This is a genomic window from Pseudomonas sp. GW822-FHT02D10 (genome assembly GCF_058802345.1).
Genome location: NZ_JBXAOB010000020.1, coordinates 71679 through 97534 on the forward strand (window position 1 = coordinate 71679; position 25856 = coordinate 97534).

At 60.0% G+C, this 25856-nt stretch carries 22 protein-coding genes, 1 tRNA gene and 1 pseudogene; 16 read left to right on the forward strand and 8 right to left on the reverse strand.

Going from position 1 to position 25856, the window contains the following annotated elements:
- Positions 1-251 precede the first annotated feature (251 nt).
- Together AC1RPZ_RS24535 and AC1RPZ_RS24540 are read right to left on the reverse strand one after the other, a co-directional pair.
- On the reverse strand, positions 252-2150 hold the full coding sequence (locus AC1RPZ_RS24535; protein ID WP_493140110.1) for an ATP-binding protein: 1899 nt from the start codon (positions 2148-2150) through the stop codon (positions 252-254).
- Entirely contained in the window at positions 2147-3076 is a 930-nt protein-coding gene (locus AC1RPZ_RS24540; RefSeq protein ID WP_493140112.1) for an ABC transporter substrate-binding protein, read from the reverse strand. The genes AC1RPZ_RS24535 and AC1RPZ_RS24540 overlap by 4 nt, the downstream gene beginning before the upstream one ends.
- Positions 3077-3340: 264 nt before the next feature.
- On the opposite strand from AC1RPZ_RS24540, the gene AC1RPZ_RS24545 reads away from it, so the two are divergent.
- From AC1RPZ_RS24545 to AC1RPZ_RS24565, 5 genes are all read left to right on the forward strand, one after another.
- Positions 3341-4366 (forward strand): NAD(P)H-dependent glycerol-3-phosphate dehydrogenase, encoded by a 1026-nt coding sequence (locus AC1RPZ_RS24545; RefSeq protein WP_493140114.1) that lies wholly within the window; start codon positions 3341-3343, stop codon positions 4364-4366.
- A 31-nt stretch (positions 4367-4397) separates the two neighbouring features.
- Positions 4398-4745 carry a DUF4389 domain-containing protein gene (locus AC1RPZ_RS24550; protein WP_493140115.1) on the forward strand — a complete coding sequence of 116 codons (348 nt, stop codon included), beginning with the start codon at positions 4398-4400 and terminating at the stop codon, positions 4743-4745.
- Positions 4742-5191 (forward strand): phosphohistidine phosphatase SixA, encoded by a 450-nt coding sequence (gene sixA / locus AC1RPZ_RS24555; protein ID WP_493140117.1) that lies wholly within the window; start codon positions 4742-4744, stop codon positions 5189-5191. The genes AC1RPZ_RS24550 and sixA overlap by 4 nt, the downstream gene beginning before the upstream one ends.
- 84 nt (positions 5192-5275) lie before the next feature.
- Positions 5276-6943, forward strand: a complete 1668-nt coding sequence (locus AC1RPZ_RS24560; protein WP_493140119.1) for an AMP-binding protein — start codon at positions 5276-5278, stop codon at positions 6941-6943.
- Positions 6944-6975: 32 nt separating this feature from the next.
- Positions 6976-7419, forward strand: coding sequence for a hotdog fold thioesterase (locus tag AC1RPZ_RS24565; protein WP_493140121.1), 444 nt, complete (start codon positions 6976-6978; stop codon positions 7417-7419).
- 60 nt (positions 7420-7479) lie between these two features.
- Here AC1RPZ_RS24565 and AC1RPZ_RS24570 read toward each other — a convergent pair whose 3' ends face one another.
- Entirely contained in the window at positions 7480-10437 is a 2958-nt protein-coding gene (locus tag AC1RPZ_RS24570) for an RHS repeat domain-containing protein (RefSeq protein WP_493140123.1), read from the reverse strand.
- A gap of 192 nt (positions 10438-10629) precedes the next feature.
- Between AC1RPZ_RS24570 and AC1RPZ_RS24575 the strand changes: the two genes are divergently transcribed.
- The 5 genes from AC1RPZ_RS24575 (at position 10630) to AC1RPZ_RS24595 (ending at position 14949) form a co-directional block, all read left to right on the forward strand.
- On the forward strand, positions 10630-11436 hold the full coding sequence (locus AC1RPZ_RS24575) for an alpha/beta fold hydrolase (RefSeq protein WP_493140125.1): 807 nt from the start codon (positions 10630-10632) through the stop codon (positions 11434-11436).
- Positions 11433-12284, forward strand: coding sequence for an alpha/beta hydrolase (locus tag AC1RPZ_RS24580; protein ID WP_493140127.1), 852 nt, complete (start codon positions 11433-11435; stop codon positions 12282-12284). Before AC1RPZ_RS24575 ends, AC1RPZ_RS24580 begins: the two co-directional genes overlap by 4 nt.
- Positions 12285-12334: 50 nt before the next feature.
- A complete protein-coding gene (locus AC1RPZ_RS24585) occupies positions 12335-12994 on the forward strand; it encodes a glutathione S-transferase family protein (protein ID WP_493140129.1) in 660 nt (219 codons plus the stop codon).
- A gap of 23 nt (positions 12995-13017) precedes the next feature.
- Complete coding sequence (locus tag AC1RPZ_RS24590; RefSeq protein ID WP_493140131.1) at positions 13018-13824, forward strand: DUF4892 domain-containing protein; 807 nt, start codon at positions 13018-13020, stop codon at positions 13822-13824.
- Positions 13825-13896: 72 nt separating this feature from the next.
- On the forward strand, positions 13897-14949 hold the full coding sequence (locus AC1RPZ_RS24595; protein ID WP_493140133.1) for an AI-2E family transporter: 1053 nt from the start codon (positions 13897-13899) through the stop codon (positions 14947-14949).
- Positions 14950-14999: 50 nt separating this feature from the next.
- Here AC1RPZ_RS24595 and xopAW read toward each other — a convergent pair whose 3' ends face one another.
- The 3 genes from xopAW to AC1RPZ_RS24610 form a co-directional block, all read right to left on the reverse strand.
- Entirely contained in the window at positions 15000-15845 is an 846-nt protein-coding gene (gene xopAW / locus AC1RPZ_RS24600) for a XopAW family type III secretion system calcium-binding effector (RefSeq protein ID WP_493140135.1), read from the reverse strand.
- Between the two features lie 113 nt (positions 15846-15958).
- Positions 15959-16999 carry a sensor histidine kinase gene (locus AC1RPZ_RS24605; protein ID WP_493140137.1) on the reverse strand — a complete coding sequence of 347 codons (1041 nt, stop codon included), beginning with the start codon at positions 16997-16999 and terminating at the stop codon, positions 15959-15961.
- The gene (locus AC1RPZ_RS24610) at positions 16999-17763 is read right to left on the reverse strand and encodes a response regulator (protein WP_493140139.1); all 765 of its coding nucleotides are present in this window, start codon (positions 17761-17763) and stop codon (positions 16999-17001) included. Before AC1RPZ_RS24610 ends, AC1RPZ_RS24605 begins: the two co-directional genes overlap by 1 nt.
- A 305-nt stretch (positions 17764-18068) precedes the next feature.
- On the opposite strand from AC1RPZ_RS24610, the gene pyrF reads away from it, so the two are divergent.
- Complete coding sequence (gene pyrF / locus AC1RPZ_RS24615) at positions 18069-18767, forward strand: orotidine-5'-phosphate decarboxylase (RefSeq protein WP_185015265.1); 699 nt, start codon at positions 18069-18071, stop codon at positions 18765-18767.
- 152 nt (positions 18768-18919) lie between these two features.
- Here the strand turns inward: pyrF and AC1RPZ_RS24620 are convergent, their stop codons facing one another.
- Positions 18920-19924, reverse strand: a complete 1005-nt coding sequence (locus AC1RPZ_RS24620; protein ID WP_493140141.1) for an NADP-dependent oxidoreductase — start codon at positions 19922-19924, stop codon at positions 18920-18922.
- A gap of 232 nt (positions 19925-20156) precedes the next feature.
- Here AC1RPZ_RS24620 and AC1RPZ_RS24625 point away from each other — a divergent pair, with 232 nt between their 5' ends.
- The 4 genes and pseudogenes from AC1RPZ_RS24625 to AC1RPZ_RS24640 all read left to right on the forward strand — a co-directional run bounded on the left by AC1RPZ_RS24625 (position 20157) and on the right by AC1RPZ_RS24640 (position 24560).
- Positions 20157-20918 (forward strand): SDR family oxidoreductase, encoded by a 762-nt coding sequence (locus AC1RPZ_RS24625; protein WP_493140143.1) that lies wholly within the window; start codon positions 20157-20159, stop codon positions 20916-20918.
- Between the two features lie 136 nt (positions 20919-21054).
- Positions 21055-22461 carry an aminotransferase-like domain-containing protein gene (locus AC1RPZ_RS24630; RefSeq protein ID WP_493140145.1) on the forward strand — a complete coding sequence of 469 codons (1407 nt, stop codon included), beginning with the start codon at positions 21055-21057 and terminating at the stop codon, positions 22459-22461.
- A 170-nt stretch (positions 22462-22631) separates the two neighbouring features.
- Positions 22632-23699: pseudogene (locus AC1RPZ_RS24635) on the forward strand (HAMP domain-containing protein); the annotation flags it as partial.
- Positions 23697-24560, forward strand: a complete 864-nt coding sequence (locus tag AC1RPZ_RS24640) for a methyl-accepting chemotaxis protein (RefSeq protein WP_493140149.1) — start codon at positions 23697-23699, stop codon at positions 24558-24560. The pseudogene AC1RPZ_RS24635 and the gene AC1RPZ_RS24640, both read left to right, overlap by 3 nt.
- 93 nt (positions 24561-24653) lie before the next feature.
- Here AC1RPZ_RS24640 and AC1RPZ_RS24645 read toward each other — a convergent pair whose 3' ends face one another.
- Positions 24654-25412: a hypothetical protein gene (locus AC1RPZ_RS24645; protein ID WP_493140147.1), complete on the reverse strand. Its 759-nt coding sequence runs from the start codon at positions 25410-25412 to the stop codon at positions 24654-24656.
- A 370-nt stretch (positions 25413-25782) separates the two neighbouring features.
- On the opposite strand from AC1RPZ_RS24645, the gene AC1RPZ_RS24650 reads away from it, so the two are divergent.
- Positions 25783-25855: transfer RNA gene (locus AC1RPZ_RS24650), tRNA-Glu, on the forward strand.
- The last annotated feature ends 1 nt before the right edge of the window (position 25856 follow it).

A 25856-nucleotide genomic window follows, 5' to 3' on the forward strand; every position in this document is an offset into this window, starting at 1 on the left:
GGCCGATCGAAGCGTTCATGCTTCGAATTGGCAGCCTACTCATAGACTATTGCGTTGTGGTGAAAGTCACAGCACAAGGGACATGAATGTACACTTGTGCACTGAAATTATTTTTCAAGCCCAATTTCGAGCTTCTCAAGGTGCCTAAGACTGCCGCACTTTCGCCTTTCACGCCAGTCGCAGATGGTCGATCAGTCTGCACCAGGGTCTGTTGACGATTGGTGGCGACCACCACCAAACGTCAGCAGACCCTAGCGTACCCAACGTTGCAGAATTTGTTGCAGATCGGTGCGTTTGAAAGGCTTGGCCAGATAATCGTTCATCCCCGCCGACAGGCAGGCCTCGCGGTCACCCTGCAAAGCGTTGGCCGTGAGGGCGATAATCGGTAGATCGGTGCAGCCGGGCAGTTGGCGGATCTGCCGGGTGGCTTCGTAACCGTCGATGACCGGCAGCCGACAATCCATCAGAATCGCCTCGAAAATCAGGCTCTCGGCACTGCGTACCGCCTGCGCACCATCGGTGGCGACGCTGACAGTAAAGCCCAGACTGCGCAGCATTGCTTCGATGACCGTCTGATTCACCGGGTTGTCTTCTACCAGCAGCACATTGCGCCCCTCGCCGTGGTCGTTGCCGGTTGGCGTGCGCGGGGCCAGGGCCGGCGGCGTCTGCCGGGACAGCGCCAGTGGAATTTCCAGGGTAAACACCGAGCCTCGGCTTTCCTCGCTCTGAGCGCGCAGTGTGCCACCCATCCGCTCGGCCAGCGTACGGGCAATCGGCAGGCCCAGGCCGGTGCCGCCGTAGCGCCGGGAGATCGAGCTGTCGGCCTGCTGGAACGCGTTGAACATCAGCTCCAGGCTTTGCGCCGAAATGCCAATCCCGCTATCGCGCACGGTGCAGGTGAACCACAGCAGTTCATGGTCCAGCGATTGCCACTGCGGTTCAATCGTCACCCGGCCTTTCTCGGTGAACTTCAGGGCATTGCCGATCAGGTTGACCAGAATTTGCCTGATCCGTGTCGGGTCGCCCTGGACTTGCAGCGCCTGCATGTCGTCGGGGATCTGCAATTCCAGGCTCAGGCCCCGTTGCACCGCACTGTGCTGGAAGGCCAGGGCGCAGCTGTTGATCAGCTCGGCGAGGTTGAACGGAATGTGCTCCAGTTCAAGGGCCGAGCGTTCGATACGCGAGAAGTCGAGAATGTCGTTGATGACCTTGAGCAAGTGCTCGGTGGACTCCGACGCCAGCGCGGCGTACTCGATCTGTTCCTCTGTCATGTCGGTGGTTTCGAGCAGTTGCAGCATGCCCAGCACGCCATTCATCGGCGTGCGCAGCTCGTGGCTCATCATCGCCAGGAAGTCAGACTTGGCGCTGTTGGCCTTTTCCGCTTCTTCGCGGGTCTGGATCAGTTGCGCCATCGCTTGATGTTGCTCGCGGCTTGCGAGCTCAAGGCCATCGGCGAGGTTGTTGATGTGGCGCGACAGGTTGCCCAGTTCAGCATCGTCGACGATCGGCAGCGGCGTTTTGTAGTCGCCTTGCTGAATGGCCTTCACCGCATTGCCCATCGCGCTGATGGGCTCTGACAGGCTGGCGGCCAGGCGCCGGGCCAGCAGGAAGGTAAAGAGCAGGGCGAACAGTGCGAGGATCGCGGCCTTGAGCAGGATTTCCTGTTGTCGCTGGCTGAAGGCATCGTTGGACATGCCGACGACGACTCGCCCCAGATAGTCTTCGGCGGGACCAATGGCCGGTGGCGGCCCCTGCAGGAAATCGTCGTTGAGCTGAATCCGTTGCAAGCGCACCGGAGCCTGAAACTCTTCGACCTGTTGCGAGCCTTGGCGGATTTGCGAGGGTTGCTCGACGTGCACCAGAACCTTGCCGGCGTTGTCCTGTACCTCCAGGAAACGCACATGCGGCGTTGTCAGCGAGGCCTTCATCAGGCTTTCGAGCACCTCATTGTTGCCAGAGATCACACCGTACTCGGTGGCCGGGGCCAGTTGATTGGCGATTAATTGACCGGTGTGGTTGAGCTCCTGGCGCAAATCCTGGATTCGCACGACGGTAAAGAAACTGATCAGCAGCAACGTCAACAGCAGAGCCGGGCCGAGGCTGATGATCTGGGTGCGGGTATTGATGCCCCAATGGCGACGCAAGCTCATGGGCGGTTTTCTCCTTCGGCCAACTGTGTTGCAACCGCCGCGGGCTCAATCTGTTCGATGCCTAAGGAACGAGCGACTTGCGGGTTACTTGATACCTTGAAGCGCTGCGGATAGAGGGTGCGCGGCCAACTGGCCGGCGAGCGGTCAAGCAAGTCATCCAGGATCGCCAGCCAATCACTCTGATCGCTGTAGCTGCTGGCCAGGCTGCCGGCCCTGACGAAGCCCGCGTTGGGACCGATCAATGCCAGCTGTCGGCCATAGCTGCTGAGCAGTAGATTCTTGGCGGTTTTCGGGTTGTATAGGTCGGGGTCGTCGAGCCCCAGCAATACGTCGCTGTTCTTCAACAGGCTTTGCAGAGGCCGGCTGTCATTGGTGTTGTCCCAACGTTCGGCGACGATCTCCAACCCCAGTCGGTGCGCGGCGTGGTGCAGTTCCTTGAGTAGAAACTCGCTGTTCGCCCCGTACAGCACGCCGACTCGTCGCGCTTGTGGCAACAGGGCCTGGGTCAGACGAAGCTGGCGGCTCAGCGGTGGATCACTCCACAACAGACTCAGGTGCAGGGGCAGGGCGTTACCCAAGCGCTGATTGGCTTGCAGCCGGCTGATGCGCAGCACCAGCGTCGCCGGCCCCTGGTTGTCTTGCAGGCGCCAGTCCAGGCTCGGCAGGTCGAGCAGGATCAGCCGCGTCGCGTCGGGTATCCGGGACGGTGGGGGGAGGTCGGCAAGGCGTGTGAAGCGCACGCTGTCTTCGGGCCTCTGCTCGGCCAGGGCGCGGGTAAAGGCCTGCACGCCGGGACTGTCTTCGGCGCCAGTCAGCAACACGTCGGCCGCGCGCACGGGCAGACAGCTCAGGCAGACAAGCAACAGTCCCCAAACCCAAGGCCGGCGGCTTCGGGGGGAGAGGGTGCGAGTCTGGCTGTGGTCCATGTCAGAACTCTAACTCTGCGCTGAAGTAGGGCACGTGGCGCGAGTCATAGTGGTTGTCCACGAAGGTGATCGCCTGGTTGACGAGGCGTGATTGCCGCGCATGTTAACCGAGCTGTTCGAGTTTTTCAGTCACGATGCCGGCATTTTCCTCGGTTTTGTAGGTCTGCTTCCTACAAGTGCCGGTAATTGACACAGGGGCTGGCCGGCGCTGGACCGCCCCGTATAATGCGGCTATTGCCACTGGTATGGATTAACGGATTACATATGACTGAACAGCGCCCGATTGCGGTCCTGGGAGGCGGAAGTTTTGGTACCGCCGTGGCTAATCTGCTGGCCGAGAACGGTCATCAGGTCCGGCAGTGGATGCGCGATCCTGAACAGGCCGAGGCCATACGGGTCAACCGCGAGAATCCACGCTACCTCAAAGGCATCAAGGTTCACCCTGCGGTGGAGCCGGTCACCGACTTGCTGGCCACCCTGACTGAGTGCGATCTGTGTTTCGTCGCACTGCCTTCCAACGCCCTGCGTTCGGTACTGGTGCCATATGCCGAGCGTCTGAGCGGCAAGTTGCTGGTGAGCCTGACCAAAGGCATCGAAGCCCACACCTTCAAGCTGATGAGCGAAATTCTTCAGGAAATCGCCCCGCAAGCGCGCATCGGCGTGTTGTCCGGGCCGAACCTGGCCCGTGAAGTGGCCGAACATGCACTGACGGCTACGGTGGTCGCCAGTGAAGATGAAGAACTGTGCCAGCGGGTTCAGGCTGCGCTGCACGGTCGGACTTTTCGCGTGTACGCCAGTGCCGACCGTTATGGCGTGGAGCTGGGCGGGGCACTGAAAAACGTCTACGCGATCATCGCCGGTATGGCGGTGGCGTTGGGCATGGGCGAGAACACCAAGAGCATGCTGATCACCCGAGCCTTGGCGGAAATGACCCGCTTCGCGGTGAATCAGGGGGCCAACCCGATGACCTTCCTGGGGCTGGCCGGGGTCGGCGACCTGATCGTCACCTGTTCGTCACCGAAAAGCCGCAACTATCAGGTGGGTTTTGCCCTCGGCCAAGGCATGAGCCTGGAAGCGGCGGTGACGAGTCTTGGTGAAGTCGCCGAGGGCGTCAACACCCTCAAGGTACTCAAGGCCAAGGCCCAGGAAGTCGGAGTTTACATGCCGTTGGTCGCCGGTTTGCATGCAATCCTGTTTGAAGGGCGCACGCTCAATCAGGTTATTGAACTGTTGATGCGCGGTGAGCCGAAAACCGATGTCGACTTTATCTCCACCAGCGGTTTCAACTGAGTACTCAATTTACAGGGGCAGGGAGCGAGATATGAACGATCCAAAAGTAGAAGCCAGGTACGAATCCATTCTGCTGCGCGTGCTGTGGATGCTGGTGTATGTGCTGGTCTGGCAGGTCGCGCAATTTATCCTTGGCGCTGTGGTGCTGGTGCAGCTCATCTATCGGTTGATCTACGGCGCACCGAGCGCCGGCCTGATGAACTTCGGTGACAGCCTCAGCCAGTTCCTGGCGCAGATCGGCCGTTTCGGCAGTTTCCACAGCGACCAGAAACCGTGGCCATTCGCCGATTGGCCGGCCCCGCGGACACCGGAAGGCGAGGCCCCGCACGCCGTACCGCCAGCGCCGCATCCGGCCCGTGATGAGGAGCCGAAGCTATGAAAGTCTGGGTGTTGCGTCACGGTCAAGCCGAGTCTCACGCCCGTAGCGACGCTGAACGGGAGTTGACCGCGCAGGGTCGCGAAGAAGTGTTGCGCAGTGCCGCGCAGCTGATCGGCCAGCCGATTCAGGCAATTATCGCCAGCCCGTACGTGCGGGCGCAGCAGACCGCGCAACTGGTGCGCGAGGCGCTGGGCTTTGAGCCGGAAATCCGCACGGTGCCGTGGCTGGCGCCAGACAACAATCCGTTGATCGTCGTCGATCATCTCGATTCGGCGGAAAATATCCTGCTGGTCAGCCATAACCCTCTGGTGGGCAATCTGATTGGCTACTTGCAGCACGGCCATTTGCGCGCACCGCAGCCGATGAACACCGCCAGTCTGGCCGAGCTTGAAGCTGATTTGCCGCTGGCCGGGGGCATGACGCTCAATAGCGTCAAAAACCCGTAGATTATTTGATTTGAAATAGCCAACCAAGCAATCGCTTGGTTGGGCTACGCTTGCCGCCACACCGAACAAAAAGGAGCGCATCGCATGTCCGCCGCTTTTCGTTTGCCGCTGCAAGTGTTCTACGAGCGTGAAGCTCGCCACCCCCGTCAGCGTTTTCTGGTCCAGCCGATTGGCGGTGGCCAGGTCGAGACGCTGACCTGGGCCGACGTCGGCCATCAGGCGCGCTGCGCCGCGCACTGGCTGCGGGCCCGGGAGCTGCCTCAAGGCAGCCACATTGCACTGATCTCGAAAAACTGCGCGCACTGGATCATTGCCGACCTGGCGATCTGGATGGCCGGGCATGTCTGCGTTCCGTTGTACCCCAACCTGACGGCCGACTCGGTGGCCCAGGTGCTTGAGCACTCGGAAGCCGCGCTGGTGTTCATCGGCAAGCTGGACGACTGGCCGGGCATGTCCAGCGGTGTCAGAGCCGACCTGCCGACCATCAGCTTGCCGCTGTGCCCGACGGGTGAATTCGATTTCAGCTGGGCCGACCTGCAACGCAGCTCTCCGATTCAGGACGATCCAACCCCCGGCGCTGACCAGTTGGCGACCATCATTTACACCTCCGGCACCACCGGTTTGCCCAAAGGCGTGATGCACAGCTTCGGCAACCTGGGCTTCGCCACGACTCACGGCACGCAGTTGTTTGGGCTCAATGAGTCGGACCGGTTGTTATCGTACCTGCCGTTGTGCCATGTCGCCGAACGGATGTTCGTCGAGCTGGCGTCGATCTATACCGGGCAAACGGTATTTTTTGCCGAAAGCCTCGACACCTTCCTCACCGATTTGCAGCGCGCCCGGCCGACGGCGCTGTTCGGTGTTCCGCGCATCTGGAGCAAGTTTCAGATGGGCGTGTACAGCAAGATTCCGGCAAAACGTCTCGACTTTCTCCTTGGCTTGCCGATCATCGGTAAACGGGTCGGGCACAAGGTGCTCGCAGGTTTGGGGCTGGATGCCTTGCGCGTTGCCTTGTCCGGAGCTGCGCCGGTGCCGCAGGCCTTGCTGTACTGGTACAAACGCCTGGGTCTGGACGTGCTTGAGGTCTACGGTATGACCGAAAGCTGCGGTTATTCCCATATATGCCGGCCGGGCCAGAACAAACCTGGCTGGATCGGCCAACCGTGCCCGGAGGTGGAGGTTCGGATCGAGGACTCGGGTGAAGTGCTGGTGCGCAGTGGCGCGACCATGCTCGGCTATTTCAAGGAACCGCAGAAAACCGCTGAGACGATCACCGAGGACGGCTTTCTGCGCACCGGCGACAAGGGTGAGCAGGACGCCGAAGGCTATTTGCGCCTGACCGGGCGGCTCAAGGAAATCTTCAAGACCAGCAAGGGCAAGTATGTGGCGCCGGCGCCGATCGAAAACCGTCTGGCGGTGCATTCGCGTATCGAGCAGGTGTGTGTGGTCGGCGACGGTCTGAGTGCGCCTCTTGGGCTTTGCGTGCTCTCGGCGGTAGGCTTGCAGGACGCCGCCAGCGTCGCGCGCAACGCCTTGCAGTCGAGCCTGGAACGCTTGCTCGAAGAGGTCAACGGCGCCCTCGACAAACACGAACGTCTGCGCCAACTGGTGGTGGTCAAAGACAGTTGGGCGGTGGAAAACGGCTTTCTCACACCGACCTTGAAGATCAAGCGCAACATGATCGAAGCGGTGTATGGCGCACGGTTCGAAGAGTGGAGCGCGCGCAGCGAAGCGGTGCTGTGGCAAGATTGAGTCACGAACAAAACCAACGAAGGAAGTCAGCGATGAGTCTGTGGCGTACCGCTCCCAACATTGAACAGTTGAACGCGATTCAGAAAAACACCATTGGCGAAGTGCTGGATATTCGCTTCGAAGCGTTTGATGGCGAATCGCTGACCGCCAGCATGGTCGTCGACCATCGCACCCATCAGCCCTACGGTTTGCTGCATGGCGGCGCCTCGGTGGTGCTGGCCGAAACCGTCGGTTCCATGGCCAGCTTCCTGTGCATCGACACCAGCAAATTCTATTGCGTGGGCCTGGAAATCAACGCCAACCACTTGCGCGGCCTGCGCAGCGGGCGGGTGACGGCGGTGGCCAAGCCGATCCACATCGGCCGCACTACGCACGTCTGGGATATTCGCTTGAGCAGCGATGAAGGCAAGGCCAGCTGCGTGTCGCGGTTGACCATGGCGGTGGTGCCACTGGGTGAAACGCCGCCGGTGCGTTGATGAGGATTGATCGTGTGAGCATCGGTGCGGAACTCGTACCGATGCTCTTTGTATTTCGGATCAATGTTGTTCACGAAATAGCCTGTCCAGATGCAGACTTCCTTCCCAGTATCCCCGGTGTGGATTGGAAGGTGTTGCATCACTACCTCGTTTCGCAGCACCAGGCGCTTCAATGTCAAACAGCGGGGATAGAGAATCTTTGATATACCCCTTCTTGACTTGCTCCATGGCCAGTCCGCGACCTTCAGTGTAGAACCCGAGCAGGCCGCTCAGTGCTCCCTGTAGTGCTGGATGCAGACTCTTGATGTGAGGGGTGAGCAATCCGTTCAGAAAACGGTACGTGGAGCCCGATACCGAACGCCCAGCGCCCCCATGAAGAGTGTTTCCCCAGTTACTCGGTATGGCAGCGTTGGTGCTGTCGTCGTAGTAGGTCTGGTCTGAAGGATAGGGCCGCATATAGGTCCCTAGAAAACCATCTATCGATTCGGCCACAGGACCCAGGATTCCACTGAACGACGAGGGCAGGAGCGAGTTGAGCGCGCCTATGCCGGCTCGAATGACCCCATATCCCAGCGATGTCTTAAGCACTGAGGGGGATTTTTCGGAGAAGCCGGCAGTCGCTTGGAATTTGATTGCTGCGCCAGGGGTGAACGTATCCGCTGCAAATTGGCGTGCATATCCACCGAGCACGGCGGCGATGCGTCCGATGGCATCGCTGTGGAGTTCTGGATCTGAACCGGCCGATGGGACACCTTGTTCACTGAGCAACGCAGGAGTTGCAGCAGAGATAGCACCTACACCGCCGACAATTGCGGCTATGCCACTGCTTTGCGTATAGCCTTTTGTGAGCCCGTAGCCGACATACAAGGCTGCTCCCCCCTCTAATGATGCGGCTAGCATATGCAGGCCAAAATTGACTTCGGGGCTCGGTGGGATTTGTTCGAGTATATGCCGTGTTGCAAGTTGCACCCCGATGCCGAAGGCAGCGGCAGCTCCGTCGCGCACTGCTGCTGCCGCGGCTGCGTTGAAGCGATTGGCATCGACCTTCATCAAGCCTTGCATATCCACATGGCTTATTGGGTTGCCGGCGACCATGGCGTACAGATTCAACCCATCCGCCAACCCCGACGGATCAGCGCTCAGCCAGCGCTGTCGCCAGGGCAGGTAGTATCGGCGGCCGTAGTAATACAACCCCGTTGCATCCCGTTCCTTGCCTGAGTAGCGAAGGGTCTTGTAGCTCGCCTCGACCTTGTCCCGTCCGGCCCACCAGGACGTCCCACCGTAGGGGTAGTAACTTTCCTGGCTGATGAGTTCGGCGTTGTCATCCAGTTCCAGGGCGCTTGAACCCAGATGATCGCTGAAGGCGTAACGGTGCTGGTTTTCGGGAATGTCCGCTCGTTGGCCGTTTTTCCAATGCAGCACCTGCACCGTACAGCGTCCGGCCTGCACGGTGATGACGTGCAGGGTTTCGCTTGGGCCGGTGCGAATTTCCAGGCCAGGCAGGTAACGGGTTTCGTGAGTGCGGGTCAGTTTCCCGGTGTAAGCCGTGCGGATTTTTCGCTGGCGCTGGCCGCTGCTGTCGTAAATGTAGAACTCGGCGTCGTTGGGCTCTTCTTCACGTACCACCTGATCGACCTGACGCAATTGGTTGCGCAGGTCCCACAGCAGGGATTGGCCAGGTTGTAACGTTTTCAGGTTGCCATTGCGGTCGTAGCCGGCGTGAATCTCGTCTTCGTCGGGGCGTTTACCATCAGCGCTGTACGGCAGGCTGCGGTTGCTAAGTGCGGCGACAGCGGTGTGTTCGGTGCGGCTTCCACTGACGGCCGTGTGTTGCAGCAGTTCCAGGTTGCCCGCCGGGTCGTAGTGGTAGGTCTGCTGGTAGTTTTCCAGTTGGCCGGGATCGGCGGGTGACTGAAAGGCTGGTAAGTGCGGGCCGCCCGGAGCATTACGGGTTTGTCGGCCGCTGGCAAAGATCAATCGATACAGGCTGTCGTACTCGTAGGTATTGATCGCAGCCACCCGCTGATTGCGGAAGTAGCGAATCGGCTGGGCTGCATCGCTGACGCTGTAGATATTGCCCGCGGGATCGTAGTCGTAGGTCAGGTCTTGCAACGGTGCTTTTCCCTGGGCCTGTGCCTTGAGCTGGAGTAGCCGGCCGTCCTCGGCGGCATAGGTCGCGTAGGACACCACCCCATTGCCTGCACGTTGCTGTTCAATCTGGCCGAAGGCGTTGTAGCGGATGGCGCTGACCAGCGTCTTCTCTTCGGCAGCGCCGTCCAGTTTCAGGCGCACTTCTCGCAGTTCGCCGGCGCAGGTCTGACTGAAGATTTGCCGGTTGCCCCCGGCGTCGGTCTGTTCGCACGGTTCGCCAACGGCGTTGTAGCGTACGCGGGTGATAGCGGGTTCGAGTTCCAGCAAGGCGTCGCGTTCGGTTTCGACTTCGGGCCAATTCACCAGCCACTGAGGGTCAGCGATGAATTGTCGAGACTGCTCGAGGGGGGCACCCGCAAGGCTGAATTCAGTGAAGTGCTGGGTGCCGGCGGTATCGTCAAGGCGGATCAATCGACCGCAGCGGTTGTGGGCTGCGGTTTCTGCTGTGGCATCGGCGTAGGAAAAGCGCTCGGTACAACGCTCCGGTTCACCGTGAGCCTGTTCGAAAACTGCACTCGGTCGCAGGAGAGCGTCATGGATCGCGCGGCTTTGGTTACGTTTTTGATCCCAGCCTTGCAACGGTTGTCCGGTAGCACCGAGTAACCCCAGGCGCCATCCGGCGTCGCTGTTATCGGACAGCAGTGCTGCGCCCGACAGGCTGAATACCGTGGACTGGTTGACCGCCACCCCGGAGCCGCCTTCGAACAACTGGAACAGACGCGGGTCACGGCTATGAACGGCGCGCCCAGCCGCATCGTAGACCTGCTGAGTGATGTGTGAATCCACCGTGCGATGATAAGCCACTGCCCGCACCGCTAGCCCGCGAGGGTCGATTGCAGCAAGGGTCGGCGTGTTGGCGTGTGTCATGGACTACCCATATCAACGATGTTGGGGGAACGGTCCTTTTCGAACTAACCGGGCCCGCTGTCAACTGTCAGAACTAACAGGTAAGCCCATTACCACGGCAGGACTGTCATCATTCCTGGCAGTTACGGTCATTGCTGTGAGCTTGCGTCTTACGGACAATCAACACCTGATTTCGTTTATGGGTACGCCGTGATGTCGCAGCAGATTTTTTTCGCCCACGCCAATGGCTTTCCTTCAGGCACCTACGGCAAGTTGTTCGCCGCGCTGGCGCCGGAGTACCAGGTCGCGCATCTGCAGCAGCACGCTCATGACCCGCGGTTCCCGGCCGACGATAACTGGCACAACCTGGTGGACGAACTGATCCATCACCTTAAGCTGCAACCTGAACCGGTGTGGGGCGTTGGCCATTCCTTTGGTGGTGTCTTGCACCTGCACGCGGCCCTGCGTTGCCCTGAACTGTATCGCGGCGTGGTGATGCTCGATTCACCGGTGCTGACGCGCCCCGATCAATGGGTCATCCGCGCGGCCAAGCGTTTTGGTTTTATCGACCGTTTGACCCCGGCCGGCCGTACCCTGGGACGTCGTGAGGAGTTCGCCGATCTGGAATCGGCGCGCCGCTATTTCGCCGGTAAAACCCTGTTTCGCGGCTTCGACCCGGAATGCTTCGATGCTTATTTGCAACACGGCCTGCACCAGGTCGGTGATCGCCTGCGCTTGCGCTTCGATCCGGCCACCGAGATCAGCATCTACCGTGGCGTTCCGCACACAAGTCCAGGCCGTCCTCGCCAGTTGAAAGTGCCGCTGGCGGTGGTTCGTGGCCGGCAGAGCCGGGTGGTCATGCGCCATCACGCAAGCTTCGTGGGGCGTCTACCGCAAGGCGAGTCGCTGACGATGCCCGGCGGCCACATGTTTCCCCTCGAACGCCCACAAGACACCGCGACGTTGCTGAAAAGCCTGTTCAGTCGTTGGGAAGGGCGCAGCGAACGGAGTTGCGCATGAGCAACGTCGAAGAAGTTCGTTTGAGCCTGCCGCACATCGAGTTGGCCGCGCACCTGTTCGGCCCCGAAGATGGCCTGCCGGTGATTGCCTTGCATGGCTGGCTGGACAACGCCAACAGCTTCGCGCGCCTGGCGCCGAAGCTTGAAGGTTTGCGGATTGTCGCGCTGGACATGGCCGGGCACGGGCATTCCGGGCATCGGCCATTGGGCGCCGGTTATGCACTGTGGGATTACGCCCACGACGTGCTGCGAGTAGCCGAACAGTTGGGCTGGAAGCGTTTTGCGCTGCTGGGCCACTCCATGGGCGCGATCGTTTCGGTGGTGCTCGCCGGTGCCCTGCCCGAGCGCGTGACGCACCTGGCGCTGATCGACGGGGTGATTCCGCCCACCGCCGCTCACGACAACGCCGCCGAACGCATGGGCATGGCCCTGCAAGCGCAACTGGACCTGCAAGAAAAGCGCAAACCGGTTTACAACACTCTGGATCGGGCCATCGAAGCGCGCATGAAAGGCCTGGTCGCGGTCAGTCGCGAAGCCGCCGAACTACTCGCTCAGCGTGGATTGATGCCCGTGCCGGGCGGCTACACCTGGCGCACCGACAGTCGCCTGACGCTGGCGTCTCCACTGCGTCTGTCAGATGAACAGGCGATGTCCTTCGTTCAGCGCATCAGTTGTCCTGCGCAACTGGTGGTCGCCGCTGACGGCATGCTCGCCAAGCATCCAGAATTGCTGGAGCGTCTACCCTTTAGCCGTGAACAGCTGCCCGGCGGCCATCATTTGCACCTGAATGACGAGCCCGGCGCCGCCCTTGTTGCAGACTGTTTCAATCGGTTCTTCGCCGTTCCTTGACTTGCAGCGGGCAACTGTCGAGGCTGGGCGGGTTGAAATGGGAGACAACCATGATAGATCTCTACACCGCTGCGACCCCGAATGGCCACAAGGTCTCTATCGTGCTCGAGGAACTCGGCATGCCCTACACGGTGCATGCCTTGAGTTTCGACAAGAAGGAACAAAAGGCTCCAGCCTTTCTCAAGATCAATCCCAATGGCCGGATCCCGGCGATTGTCGACCGCGCCAACGGTGATTTCGCCGTGTTCGAATCCGGCGCGATTCTCATCTACCTGGCTGAGCTGAGCGGGAAACTGCTGCCCAAAGACCCGAAAGGGCGCTCAGTGGTGATCCAGTGGCTGATGTTCCAGATGGGGGGTATTGGTCCGATGCAGGGCCAGGCCAACGTGTTTTTCCGTTACTTCCCGGAAAAGCTTCAGGGTGCCATCGACCGCTATCAGCATGAAACCCGGCGTTTGTATGAAGTGCTCAACACGCGCCTGGAAACTGTCGAGTACCTGGCCGATGAATACAGCATCGCTGACATCGCCACGTATCCGTGGGTTCGTGGCCATGAATGGTCGGGTGTTTCGGTAGAGGGTTTACCCGGCTTGCAGCGCTGGATGGCCGCGATGGAGGCCCGCCCGGCGGTGCAGCGTGGCTTGCAGGTCCCGCCGCGTGTCGACGACGCCAATGTGGTCAAAGGCGCTCAGGCCATGCTGATCCGATGAGAGTACCTTCACGATTGAAAAGCATGCGTTTGATCAGTGTGTTGGGGCTGGGGTGTTTCAGTTCGCTGGTGTTTGCCGCCGATGTACCTGGAAGTCACGATTTGCCGCTGGTGCCACGTCTGGCCGATGCGCAGATCGTCGACTATCGCCCGGCTGCCGAGCTTGAACGGATCTATCCCATGGGCTCGATCCGCAAAATCAGCGGCCAACTGCGTTTCGACGGTCAGGTCAGCGCCCGTGGACAAGCGACGTCGGTGACTTACGAGTTGCCGCCGGAGCATTCGTCCACCGAGGCCTTCACCGCCGCTCGCGAAGCCTTGCAGAAACAGGGCGCAGAGCTGTTGTTCTGGTGCCAGGCCCGCGATTGCGGCGAAAGCAGCCTGTGGGCCAATCAAGTGTTCGGCAACGCAAAACTCTATGGCGCCGACGATCAACAGGCTTATCTGCTGCTGCGACTTGCGGCACCACAGGACAACTCGCTGGTGGCGCTTTACAGCATCACTCGCGGCAATCGAAAGGCCTATTTGCACGTCGAACAGTTCGAGGCCAGCAAGCCAATGGGCGAGTTGTTGCCGACCTCGGCGACCCTGCTACGTCAGCTCAAGGACACCGGCGTGCTCGATCTGCCGCGTCTGACGGGCGATCCGCAAGCGGTCTGGCTGACATTGCTGTCACGTGGCTTGAACCTCGATACGACCTTGCGCGTGAGTGTTTCCGGAGCCAACGCCGAAGCCTGGCGTCAGGCGCTGGTCGGGCAGGGCGTGCGTGCGGCGCGGATGGAGCTTGGCAACGTGCCAGCAAGCGGCCTGCACATCGAGTTCCTGCGCTAGGCTTTTCCCCTGGCGAACGTGTCATTGACCGTTCGCCTACTCTTTGTTGGTTGACCTTGCTCGAGACATTTCATGCTCAATAACGATCGACTGTTGGTGCAGATCCTGCTCCTGGCGTTGTTCGGTGCCAGCTTCTGGGTGATGGCGCCCTTCTGGTCGGCGCTCTTCTGGGGCGCCGTGCTGGCGTTTGCCAGTTGGCCGCTGATGCGCTTGCTGACCCGCTGGCTCAACGGTCGCGAATCCCTTGCGGCGGCGCTGCTGACGCTGGGCTGGATGGTGCTGGTGGCGGTGCCGTTGGTGTGGCTCGGTTTTAACCTGGCCGATCATGTGCGCGATGCCACGGCGTTCATCAAAGACGTGCAGGTTGAAGGTTTGCCGGAAGCTCCGGTGTGGCTGGCCGGGATTCCCTTGGTGGGGGAGCGGCTGGTAGGACTCTGGAACAGCATTGACCAGCAAGGCGCGGCGCTGATGCTGGCGGTCAAACCCTATCTGGGGCAGGTCGGCAACTGGTTGCTCGCGCGCAGTGCGCAGATCGGCGGCGGCATTCTCGAGCTGACCTTGAGCATCGTTTTCGTGTTCTTTTTCTATCGGGATGGCCCGCGATTGGCGGTGTTTGTTCATCGTCTGCTGGAGCGGCTGATCGGCGAGCGTGCCGGTTATTACATCGAACTGGTGGCCGGAACGGTGCAGCGGGTGGTCAACGGGGTCATCGGCACTGCCGCCGCCCAGGCGATCCTGGCACTGATCGGCTTCCTGATCGCCGGGGTGCCGGGCGCGTTGGTGCTGGGTATCGTCACGTTCCTGCTTAGTCTGATTCCCATGGGGCCGCCGCTGGTGTGGATTCCGGCCACTGCCTGGCTGGCCTGGAAGGGCGAATACGGCCTGGCGATATTCCTCGGCATTTGGGGCACGTTCATCATCAGCGGTGTCGACAACGTGCTCAAACCCTACCTGATCAGCCGTGGTGGCAACCTGCCGCTGGTGATCGTGCTGCTTGGGGTGTTTGGCGGGTTGATTGCCTTTGGGTTCATCGGGTTGTTTATAGGCCCGACCTTGTTGGCTGTGGCGTACAGCCTGTTGATCGACTGGAGTAACAGTCAGGGGCGAGTTGACAACAAGAGTTGAGTCGCTGGTGAAAAGATCGCAGCCTGCGATCTTTTCAGGTTTTGCCTGAATCAGGCTGCGGCGGACAGGTTTGTGCTTGAGCTCAGCGTATTGGTCTGTGAGTACTGCTGATTCATGCTGACGATCAACTTGCTCAGGGCCTCGGCTACCGCGCTTTGATCAATGGTGCCGCTGCTCTGACTGCTGCTCGTTTGCAGCGCCGATTTCAGCTCGTTGCTGCTGATGCTACCGCTGTTGTCCGTGTCGAGCGCCTTGAGCAGGGCTGCGCCATTATCGGTGCTGCTGGTGGATGAGCTTGAAGCCAGGGCGCTGTTCAGTTCGCTGGCGCTGATACTGCCATCACCGTTCGTGTCGAGCTGACCGAACAAGGATTGGCTGGACAGTTGCTGCGGCGGCTGCGACGGCTGAGGCGGTGTGAGGGCGGCAACCAGCTCGTCCTTGCTCACGGTCCCGTCGTTGTTCGTGTCCAGCGCGGCGAACAGGCTCTTGCTGTCGGCAGTGCTGCCGGCTTTCGTCAGGCCCGCGCTCAGCTCATCGCTGCTGATGCTGCCATTACTGTTGCTGTCCAGGAGGCTGAGCATCGCGTCGGCCATTTCCGTGCTGGGTGGCTGATTGTCAGCGGGGCGTGCCGGTGGGGCCATGGCAGCCATTTCTTCGCTGCTCAGACCACCGCTATTATCGCTGTCCAGGCTGCTGAATTGCTTGCTCAGGCTGTTCAGTACGCCGCTGTCGCTTTTCTTCGCCAGGGCGGTGCTCAGTTCATCCTTGGAAACGCTTCCGTCGCCATTGGTATCAAGCTTGGCGAACAGTTCTTTCTGACGCTGCTGGAGGCGGGCGGCATAGGCCGCACTGGTGGCGCTGGTATAGCTGGAGTTACTGCTGACGCTGCCGATCATAGGCTCACTCCTTACGGATGGAAAAAACCGGTGAAGGCACCGGTCCATGCAGCCTCGGGGGCGGAGTTGTCGTGGGTATGTGGGATTTGTACGAAACAGCACACAGAGGCTGTTCAGACCCGCGGCAGGCATACCACGGCGGTCAGGCCACCGCCCGGGGTTTCTTCCAGGCTTAACGCACCGCCCAGCCGTTCGGCGGCTTCGCGCGCGATAGTCATGCCCAGGCCAACGCCGCCGGAGTTGCGGTTGCGTGAACCTTCAAGGCGATAGAAAGGCTCGAACACCGCTTCGCGTTTGTCAGCGGCGATACCGGGGCCATGGTCGATCACTCGAATGATCACCTGCTCACGGCTGTCTTCAAGGTTGATCAGCGCTTGACCGGCGTAACGCAAAGCATTGTCCAGCAAATTGTTGATGCAGGACCGCAAGGCCATCGGCTGGACCTGCAACGGCGCACAGTGCCCGCTGGCCTGTACATCAGCGCCCTGGTCCTGGGCGTTTTCGCAGAGCGATTCGATCAGCGCCTGCACGTCCATCCATTGCAGGGCTTCGCTGGTACGTTGTTCGTGCAGGTAGCTGAGGGTCGCGTCGAGCATGCGAATCATGTCGTCGAGGTCCTGACGCATCTGCCCTTGCAGTTTGTCGTCGTCGATCTGCTCCAGGCGCAGCTTGAGCCGCGACAGTGGCGTGCGCAGGTCATGGGAGACGGCGCCGAGCATCCGCGAGCGCTGCTGCACTTGCTCACGGATACGCTTCTGCATCAGGTTGAACGTGTGCGCCGCTTGCCGTGCTTCCCGCGGGCCGGACTCATCAAGTGGTGGGCTGTCGAGGTTTTCGCTGAGGCTTTCGGCGGCGGCGCTCAGGCGTTGAATTGGCCGGGAGAGCAGCTTCGCGCCGTACCAGGCAGCAATCACCAGCGAGATAAGCTGAAAGGTCAGCGGTACGATCGGGCCACCAAACCACGGCCGCGGTGGTCTGTTTTTGAAGTGCGGCGGCGGTTGTCCGTTGAACTCGGTGGAAAACTCCGGCGGTGGAGGGGGCGGGGGATGGCCGTAATGGTGGAACCAGAAGAACGCCAGAAGGTGCGCCAGGATAATCGCCAGTAACAGCACGCCAAACAGGCGGCCGAACAGCGTATCGAAGCGTGCACGCATCAACCGATGTCTCGGGCGTCGAACAGGTAACCTTCGCCGCGAACGGTTTTGATCAGCTGAGGTGATTTGGGATCGTCACCGAGTTTTTGCCGCAGGCGCGAGACCAGCAGATCGATACTGCGATCGAACGCTTCGATCGAGCGTCCACGGGCGGCATCCAGCAATTGTTCGCGGCTGAGCACCCGTCGCGGGCGTTCGATGAATACCCAGAGCAAACGGAATTCGGCGTTCGACAGCGGCACCACCAGGCCATCGGCGGCGATCAACTGGCGCAGCACGCTGTTGAGGCGCCAGTTGTCGAAGCGGATGTTGGCGCGTTGCTCGGTGCGGTCATCGCGCACGCGGCGCAGGATGGTTTGAATCCGTGCGACCAGCTCTCGTGGCTCGAACGGCTTGGCCATGTAATCGTCGGCACCGAGTTCCAGGCCGATGATGCGGTCGGTGGGTTCGCAGCGGGCGGTGAGCATCAGGATCGGGATGTCCGATTCGGCGCGCAACCAGCGGCACAGCGACAGACCGTCTTCGCCGGGCAGCATCAGGTCCAGCACCACCACGTCGTAATGTTCTGCTTGCAGCGCCAGGCGCATCGCGGTGCCATCGGTAACGCCACTGGCGTGGATGTTGAAGCGGGCCAGGTAGTCGATCAGCAATTCGCGGATCGGAACGTCATCGTCAACGATCAGCGCGCGAGTGTTCCAGCGTTTGTCTTCAGCGACGGCGGGGGCTTTTTGATCGTCGTTCAGAGGAGCGGGGCTATTATGCATGCGTACGTTCATCTGCCAGAGAGGCTGCCAACCACAAAAGATGGGCTGCGAGGTTGTGGCTTCAGCATAGGCGTCCGGCCGTGAGGCGGGAAGTGCTGTAGGAGGTCTTGCGGTTGGCGAGGGTAGTCTTTGGCGGTGTTGAGGGCGTGTCGTGAGTGTATCGGACTCGACACAATTGCCGTGCCTTCGGGGTTTATCATCCGCTATTGGGCACCGATGAAGATGATTTACCGATCATCGGGTCCCGGACAGGCTCGCGTTCCGCTACAATGCGCGCCGATTTCGACTTGCCTGAGAGCCCACTCATGTCCGCCTGCCAGACTCCTATCATCGTCGCCCTGGATTTCCCTACCCGTGACGCCGCACTGAAGCTGGCCGACCAGTTGGACCCGAAACTGTGCCGGGTCAAAGTCGGTAAGGAACTGTTCACCAGCTGCGCTTCGGAAATCGTCGGAACCTTGCGTGACAAGGGTTTTGAAGTATTTCTCGATCTTAAATTCCACGACATTCCGAACACCACCGCGATGGCCGTCAAGGCGGCAGCGGAAATGGGCGTGTGGATGGTCAACGTGCATTGCTCCGGCGGTCTGCGCATGATGGCGGCCTGTCGCGAAGTGCTCGACCAGCGCAGCGGTCCGAAACCGCTGTTGATCGGCGTGACCGTGCTGACCAGCATGGAGCGTGAGGATCTGGCCGGGATTGGCCTGGACATCGAACCGCAAGAGCAGGTATTGCGTCTGGCGGCACTGGCGGAAAAAGCCGGGATGGACGGTCTGGTATGCTCGGCACTGGAAGCCCGTGCCTTGAAAACGGCGCATCCGTCGCTGCAACTGGTGACCCCGGGGATCCGTCCAGCGGGCAGCGCCCAGGACGATCAGCGTCGCATCCTGACACCGCGTCAGGCACTGGATGCCGGTTCTGATTATCTGGTGATTGGTCGTCCGATCAGCCAGGCGGCCGATCCGGCCAAGGCCTTGGCCGACGTCGTGGCCGAACTGGCCTGATCAGACACTGAAGATCCAATAATGTGGGAGCGAGCTTGCTCGCGATGGGGCCATAACAGTCAGCATTGATGTTGAATGTAAGTCCGTCATCGTCGGAACGCCGCCCGGAGCAAGCTCGCTCCCACAGGGTTTTGATGTAGTCAGATACTTCGTTAAACCTTCAACACCAACTTGCCAAAGTTCTCACCGCTGAACAGTTTCATCAGCGTTTCCGGGAACGTCTCCAGTCCTTCGACGATGTCTTCCTTGCTCTTGAGCTGCCCCTTGGCCATCCATCCGGCCATTTCCTGCCCGGCGGCGGCAAACTGCGCGGCGTAATCCATCACCACAAAGCCTTCCATCCGCGCGCGATTGACCAGCAGCGATAGATAATTGGCCGGGCCTTTGACCGCTTCCTTGTTGTTGTATTGGCTGATGGCACCGCAGATCACCACGCAAGCCTTCATGTTCAGGCGGCTGAGCACGGCGTCGAGAATATCCCCGCCGACGTTATCGAAATACACGTCGACCCCTTTTGGGCATTCGCGCTTGAGGCCGGCAACCACGTCTTCGTGCTTGTAGTCGATGGCACCGTCGAAGCCCAGTTCATCGATCAGGAACTTGCACTTGTCTGCGCCGCCGGCGATCCCCACCACGCGGCAGCCTTTGATCCTGGCAATCTGCCCGGCAATGCTGCCCACTGCACCTGCAGCCCCCGACAGCACCACGGTATCCCCGGCCTTCGGCGCACCGACGTCGAGCAGCGCGAAGTAAGCGGTCATGCCGGTCATGCCCAGTGCTGACAAATAGCGCGGCAATGGCGCCAGTTTCGGATCGACCTTGTAGAAACCTCGGGGCTCACCGAGGAAGTAATCCTGCACACCCAACGCACCGTTTACGTAGTCACCCACAGCAAATCCCGGGTTGTTCGAGGCAATCACCTGGCCTACGCCGAGCGCGCGCATGACTTCGCCGATGCCCACTGGCGGGATGTAGGACTTGCCTTCGTTCATCCAGCCACGCATGGCCGGGTCCAGCGACAGGTACTCGTTCTTGACCAGGATCTGGCCCGCCGCCGGTTCGCCGACAGGGACTTGCTGATAAGTGAAGGTCTCGCGGTTCGCAGCTCCCACCGGGCGTTTGGCGAGCAGGAATTGACGGTTGGTCTGGGCAGTCATGGCGGGCACTCAAGGTTGAATGAAGTCTGATTGATAGACCCTCATGGCCGTTGTCGCAAGGTGTGCTGACGCAGCGAATACAGCCCGATCCAGTGGAGTGATAGTTGGGCGGGGTTATTCATCACTGCAACTCATAAGCCATCAACCGGCCCTCTGATAGTGCTGCCGCGTGACGGGGCGGGGTGGCTAGACTGCGAAAACGCGATCACCCACATTTTTCGAGGACATAACAATGAGCATGACGTTTTCCGGCCAGGTAGCGTTGGTGACGGGGGCAGCCGCCGGTATTGGCCGCGCGACCGCCCTGGCGTTTGCCGCCGAAGGGTTGAAAGTGGTGGTCGCGGACCTCGATGTGGCGGGCGGCGAAGGCACCGCCGAGCTGATTCGGGCGGCCGGTGGCGAAGCGGTTTTCGTGCGGTGCAACGTGACTCTGGAGAGCGATGTACAGAATCTGATGGCGAAGGCGGTGAGCACTTATGGCCGCGTCGACTACGCCTTCAACAATGCCGGGATCGAAATCGAAAAGGGCAAGTTGGCTGAAGGCACAGTCGATGAGTTCGACGCGATCATGGGCGTCAACGTCAAAGGCGTCTGGCTGTGCATGAAGTACCAGCTGCCGCTGATGCTTGCCCAGGGTGGCGGCGCGATCGTCAATACCGCCTCGGTGGCGGGTCTCGGCGCGGCGCCGAAGATGAGCATCTACGCGGCGTCCAAGCACGCGGTCATCGGCCTGACCAAATCCGCAGCCATCGAATATGCGAAGAAGAAAATCCGCGTGAATGCGGTCTGTCCGGCCGTCATCGACACCGATATGTTCCGCCGCGCTTATGAAGCCGATCCAAAGAAGGCCGATTTTGCCGCAGCCATGCACCCGGTAGGACGTATCGGCAAGGTCGAGGAAATTGCCAGTGCGGTGCTGTATCTGTGCTGCGATGGTGCTGCGTTCACGACCGGTCACTCGCTGGCGGTGGACGGTGGGGTGACGGCGTTCTGATGGTTTGCGTGCGGCGTATCGCCAGGCATTGTGTTTCAAAGGGTTAGAGGAGCGCGTTTTAGCGGCGTTGTCGCACAGCTTCATGAGAGCGCCTGTGCTTAACTGACTCCAGAAAAACAGTTGGAGTGGGTCTCTCATGGAATTGAGAATCGATCGACAGGCGTTGGTGCCTGTCGTGCAGCAAATCGTTGACGCCCTTGCTGGCTGGATTCGCCAAAGTGCCGTTGAGCCAGGAACACGTTTGCCGTCTATTCGGCAGCTGGCCCGGGATAACTTGCTCAGTCAGTCCAGTGTCATTGAAGCGTATGAACGCATGGTCGCCCAAGGCGTGCTTGCGTCGCGTCATGGCTCGGGCTTTTTCGTGGCCGGGCCTTTGGTTGCGACCTGTCGTTGTGGTGATCAATCGGGCCCCGCGGGGGCTGACGCAAACAGCGCCTGGTTGGGCGATAGCCCGTTGGGCAAGCTGCCGCTAGGGCGTGGTGGTATGCCTGAAAGCTGGCGTGAGAGCGACGATCTCAGTTATGCCATTCGCCAGGTTTCTCGTACCGACATGGCTGGATTGTTCAACTACAGCACCTCGTATGGGTTGCCTGCCTTGCGCCAGCAGATTCTCAAGCGCCTGCAACAGATCAAGATCACCGTCGATGAGAATCAGGTACTCACCACCGCGGGGGCCACTCATGGGCTTGATCTGATCGTACGGGCTCTGCTCAAGCCGGGTGATTGCGTGGTGGTCGAAAGTCCGGGCTATTCGAATCTGTTCGAGCTGCTCAGGCTGCACGGCGTCAGAATGCTGGAGGTGCCACGAACCCCCCGCGGTCCGGACATTGAAGTCCTGGAGGCACTGTTGAGTGCGAATAATCCCCGCGCCTTGTTCATCAACAGCCTGTTCCACAATCCGACTGGCAGCAGCCTGGCACCCGCCGTTGCGCAACGGATTCTTGAATTGGCGACGCGTCATGAACTCATCATTGTCGAAGATGACGTCTACGCTGATTTTCAGAGCAGTGCGGGTACCCGTCTGGCGGCGATGGGCGCAGGGGAGAGCGTGGTCTATGTCGGCAGCTTTTCGAAAACCCTCAGCAGTTCGCTGCGGGTTGGTTATGTCGTGGCCAGCGCCGCAATCATTGCCCGCCTGGCAGAAGTGAAGATGATTACCAGCCTGGGTGCTTCACGGTTTTGCGAGTCGGTGTTGAGCAGCCTGATGGTCAATGGTGCCTATCGCAAACTGGTACAGCGCCAGCGTCAGCGTTTGAAGCGTGATATGGCGGTGACATTGCTGGTGCTTGAAGATGCCGAGTGGGAGGTGTTCGGCAAGCCTGCCGGTGGGTTGTACATTTGGTGCCGGCCACGAGCGCAAGATCCGGCGCGGGTCCGCGCGCTGGCTCACGAATTCGGTATTGTGCTGTCCTCCAGAACGGCCTTCAGTCCCAGTGGTGAGGCGAGCGACTGGTTACGCATTAATGTGGCTCATGCCAGTGACCCTCGCGCGCTGGCGTTTTTTCAGGCCTGCGCATTACCGGATCGACTTCGACCGTTCTGAAAACGACTTCTTCGTAGCTTTTTGCCATTATTGCGGCGCCAAAGACTTGTGCTTGGGGGCACCCCATTGCGAACCTGCAATAACTGGAAATGGCCGTGTTGCCATTGGGTATGGGAAGGGGGTTACGAGCAATGATTTCGGCCGTGCAAGGACGTTTTGCCAACCTCGGTATGGCAAAAAAACTGGGTGTCGGTTTTGTTCTGGTCCTGCAGCTGACGGCCCTGGTGGCCGCGATCGGCGTCTGGTCCTTGCAAACCATCAGTCAGCGCTTCGACGGGCTCAAGCAGATGTCGTCGCTCAACAGTGGTTTGCTCAAGGTGCGATTGCTGGAGCAGGAATACGCCCTGCACAGTGATCCGAAAACCGTCGATGCCTTGCACAAGGGGGTTGATGCGTTGATCGCCCTGGCAACGCAACTCAAGGCTCAGTCAGCGGCTAATGTCCCGGTGATGAATGATGTCGAGCAGTCGCTGGGGGCTTACCGCAAAGCTTTCGATGAGTTCGTCGAGCTGACCCAGTCCAAGGACCTGGCGCTGGAAATGGCCAGTTGGTCGGTGTCCAGCGTGGCCAATAACCTCGATGTGCTGCAGGCCGGTCTTGCCGACGATGGCACTTATGCGCTCAAGGATTCGCAAGGCAAGGATGGCGCGGAGTTTATCGAGCAGGCCAATCAGGTCAGTCAGGTGTCGCGACTGATGTTGCAGGCGATGAACGAGGCGCGAGTGCGTCTGGATCAAAGCCGCAAGGCCAGCGCCGAAAGCACCGAGCAAGGCAAGATTGAACAGGCCGATCAGGCGTTGACCCAGGCTGAGGCATTGAAGAGCGCGGTCAAGGACGCGGGCTACCAGACCGTGCTCAACGAAGTGACCGGGCATATTGCCAGTTTCAGCGAAAAACTTGCCGAGTACACAGGGCTGCTGACTGAGGAGAAAAAGGTCTATCAGCAGTTGCATGAGCGCGCCGCCGAAGTGGTGCAGCGGGTCGACCTGGCATACGGTGCTGAAGACCAGTCGATGCAGGCAGAGCTGAAGAAGAATTCGCTGCTGATCATCGCTTCGTCGGCCTTGGCATTGTTGGTCGGGTTGGTTGCAGCGTGGGTGATTACCCGCTTGATCGTTGCGCCACTGCGCAGCGTGATTCTTGTCGCTCAGCAAATAGCTGCGGGCGATCTGAGCGCAACCGTGCAGGTGACGCGACGTGATGAGATCGGCCAGTTGATGCAGGCCATGCAGCAAATGGGCGCGGGGCTGAGCAGTATCGTCAGTGGTTTGCAGGCCGGCATCGAGCAGCTTGCGAGTTCCGCGCAATCACTTTCTGCGGTGACCGAGCAGACCAACCTGGAAGTCAGCAGCCAGAAGGAAGAAACCGAGCAAGTCGCCACCGCGATGAATCAGATGACCGCGACCGTACACGACGTTGCCCGCAACGCCGAGGAAGCGGCGCTGGCGGCGCAGACGGCAGACGGCAAGGTCGAAACCGGCCAGCAGGTGGTACGTCAGAGCATGCAGCGCATCGAGCAATTGGCTGACTCGGCGACATCGGCCAGTTCGAGCATCGAAAGCCTCAGTGCGGAAATCCAGAACATTGGCACTGTCCTCAGCGTGATCAAGAGCGTTGCCGAGCAAACCAACCTGCTGGCGCTCAACGCGGCCATCGAAGCCGCACGAGCGGGTGAACAGGGCAGGGGCTTTGCCGTGGTGGCCGATGAAGTTCGTGCCTTGGCCAAGCGTACCCAGCAATCCACAGAGGAAATCGAGCGTCTGGTGAGTGCCTTGCGTTCAGCCGCGCAGGCTTCGGTGCAGCAAATCCAGAGCAGTGGTGAGTTGGTCAAGCTTGCAGTCAGTGATGCGCTACAGACCGAAAGTGCGCTGGGCAGTATCGCTGCGGCGGTCTCGCTGATTCAGCAGATGAACCAGCAGATCGCTGCAGCAGCCGAACAACAGAGTTCGGTTGCCGAAGAGATCAATCGCAGCGTGACCAGCATCCGCGCCAGTGCCGATCAATCCTCGGTGGCCATGCAAGGCAATGCCACGTCGAGTATCGAGCTGGCGCAATTGGGGGCTGAGCTGAAGGGGATGGTGGGGCATTTCAGGTTGTAAGCGTGAGATCGCTCTGGGTCTGTGGCGAGGGCGCAAGCTCCCTCGCCACCGGTGTTGTGTAAGCCTTTGGAACGGCTTTGCACACCATCACTATCAGTCGTAGATAGCTTTCTTCTTCCAGTCTGCGTCGGCTTCCACGTCTTTGAGGCCTTCGGTCAACTCGTTAACTTCACCTTCCACCGGTGCAATGTTGGTCAGCACCATGGAGTTGGCGCGCGCCAGGAGTTTTTCCAGGTACTGCAACTGTTCGCTGTAAACCTGCGGGTCTTGCTGTTTACGCAAGTACTGCACGCCACGCTCGAACGCCAGGCGGGCTTGTCCGGGTTGTTCCTGTTGCAGTGCATGTTGGCCGAGGTTGTTGAAGAACTCGATGTGCAACAACACCAGGATATGCCGAACTTCGCGGATCCAGCGCTTGGCTTCGTTGGCTGGCAGGAAACCGTCCTGTGCCGCGCGAGTGACCTGACCATGCAGGGCCTCAAGTAGAAAGCGCACGTCCTTGGCCTTGGCTTCGGTCTGGATCGGTGCCGGTGGGTTGTTGACCGGAATGGATTCGCCTTGTGCGACCAGAGCACTCAGTTCGTCAAGGCGGGCTTTGACCGCCGAATTGGCTTTATCCAGATTAAGCAGGCGTTGGCAGACGTTGAGTTCCAGTCGCGTCAGCAGCAGCTTGAGCGCCGGTGTCATCAGCTGGCCAGGAAAGGTTTCGGTGATTTCGCCACAGCGGCGCAGCCGATCATTGAGTTCGACCTTGGTGCGGGCCTTTTCCAGCTTATTGTTTTCCACCACATGGTTCATGTAGCCAATGGCGATCAATAGTGCGATCCCGACTATTACTAGCAGGGTGATCATGAGTGGAGTCACCGTGAAGACCTCTTTATAGGGTTTGCGTGCGAGTGTAGTGGCTAAGCCTGGGAGCGCATAGGGTGGCGCGACGAGTTGAGTCGAGCCGGTGCGCTGTCTATATAGGCAATGTGTGGATGGGTGCACATTGCCATCATCTGCTGGAGAGGACTATAGCGCCTTGGCGAGTGTCAGAATATAGGCGTCAAACCCTGGTCGGGCGAAAAGCCGGAATTGCCCCGCAAAGGGCAGCGAAGTCATTGATTTAAATAAATTTATAGTTGGGGGTTGACGACCCCTCAATCCATCCATAGAATGCGCGCCACTTACAGCGTAAAGCGAACAGCAAAACGCGGTAGGGAGTGAATGTTGTACGTGTGTCCCCTTCGTCTAGTGGCCTAGGACACCGCCCTTTCACGGCGGTAACAGGGGTTCGAGTCCCCTAGGGGACGC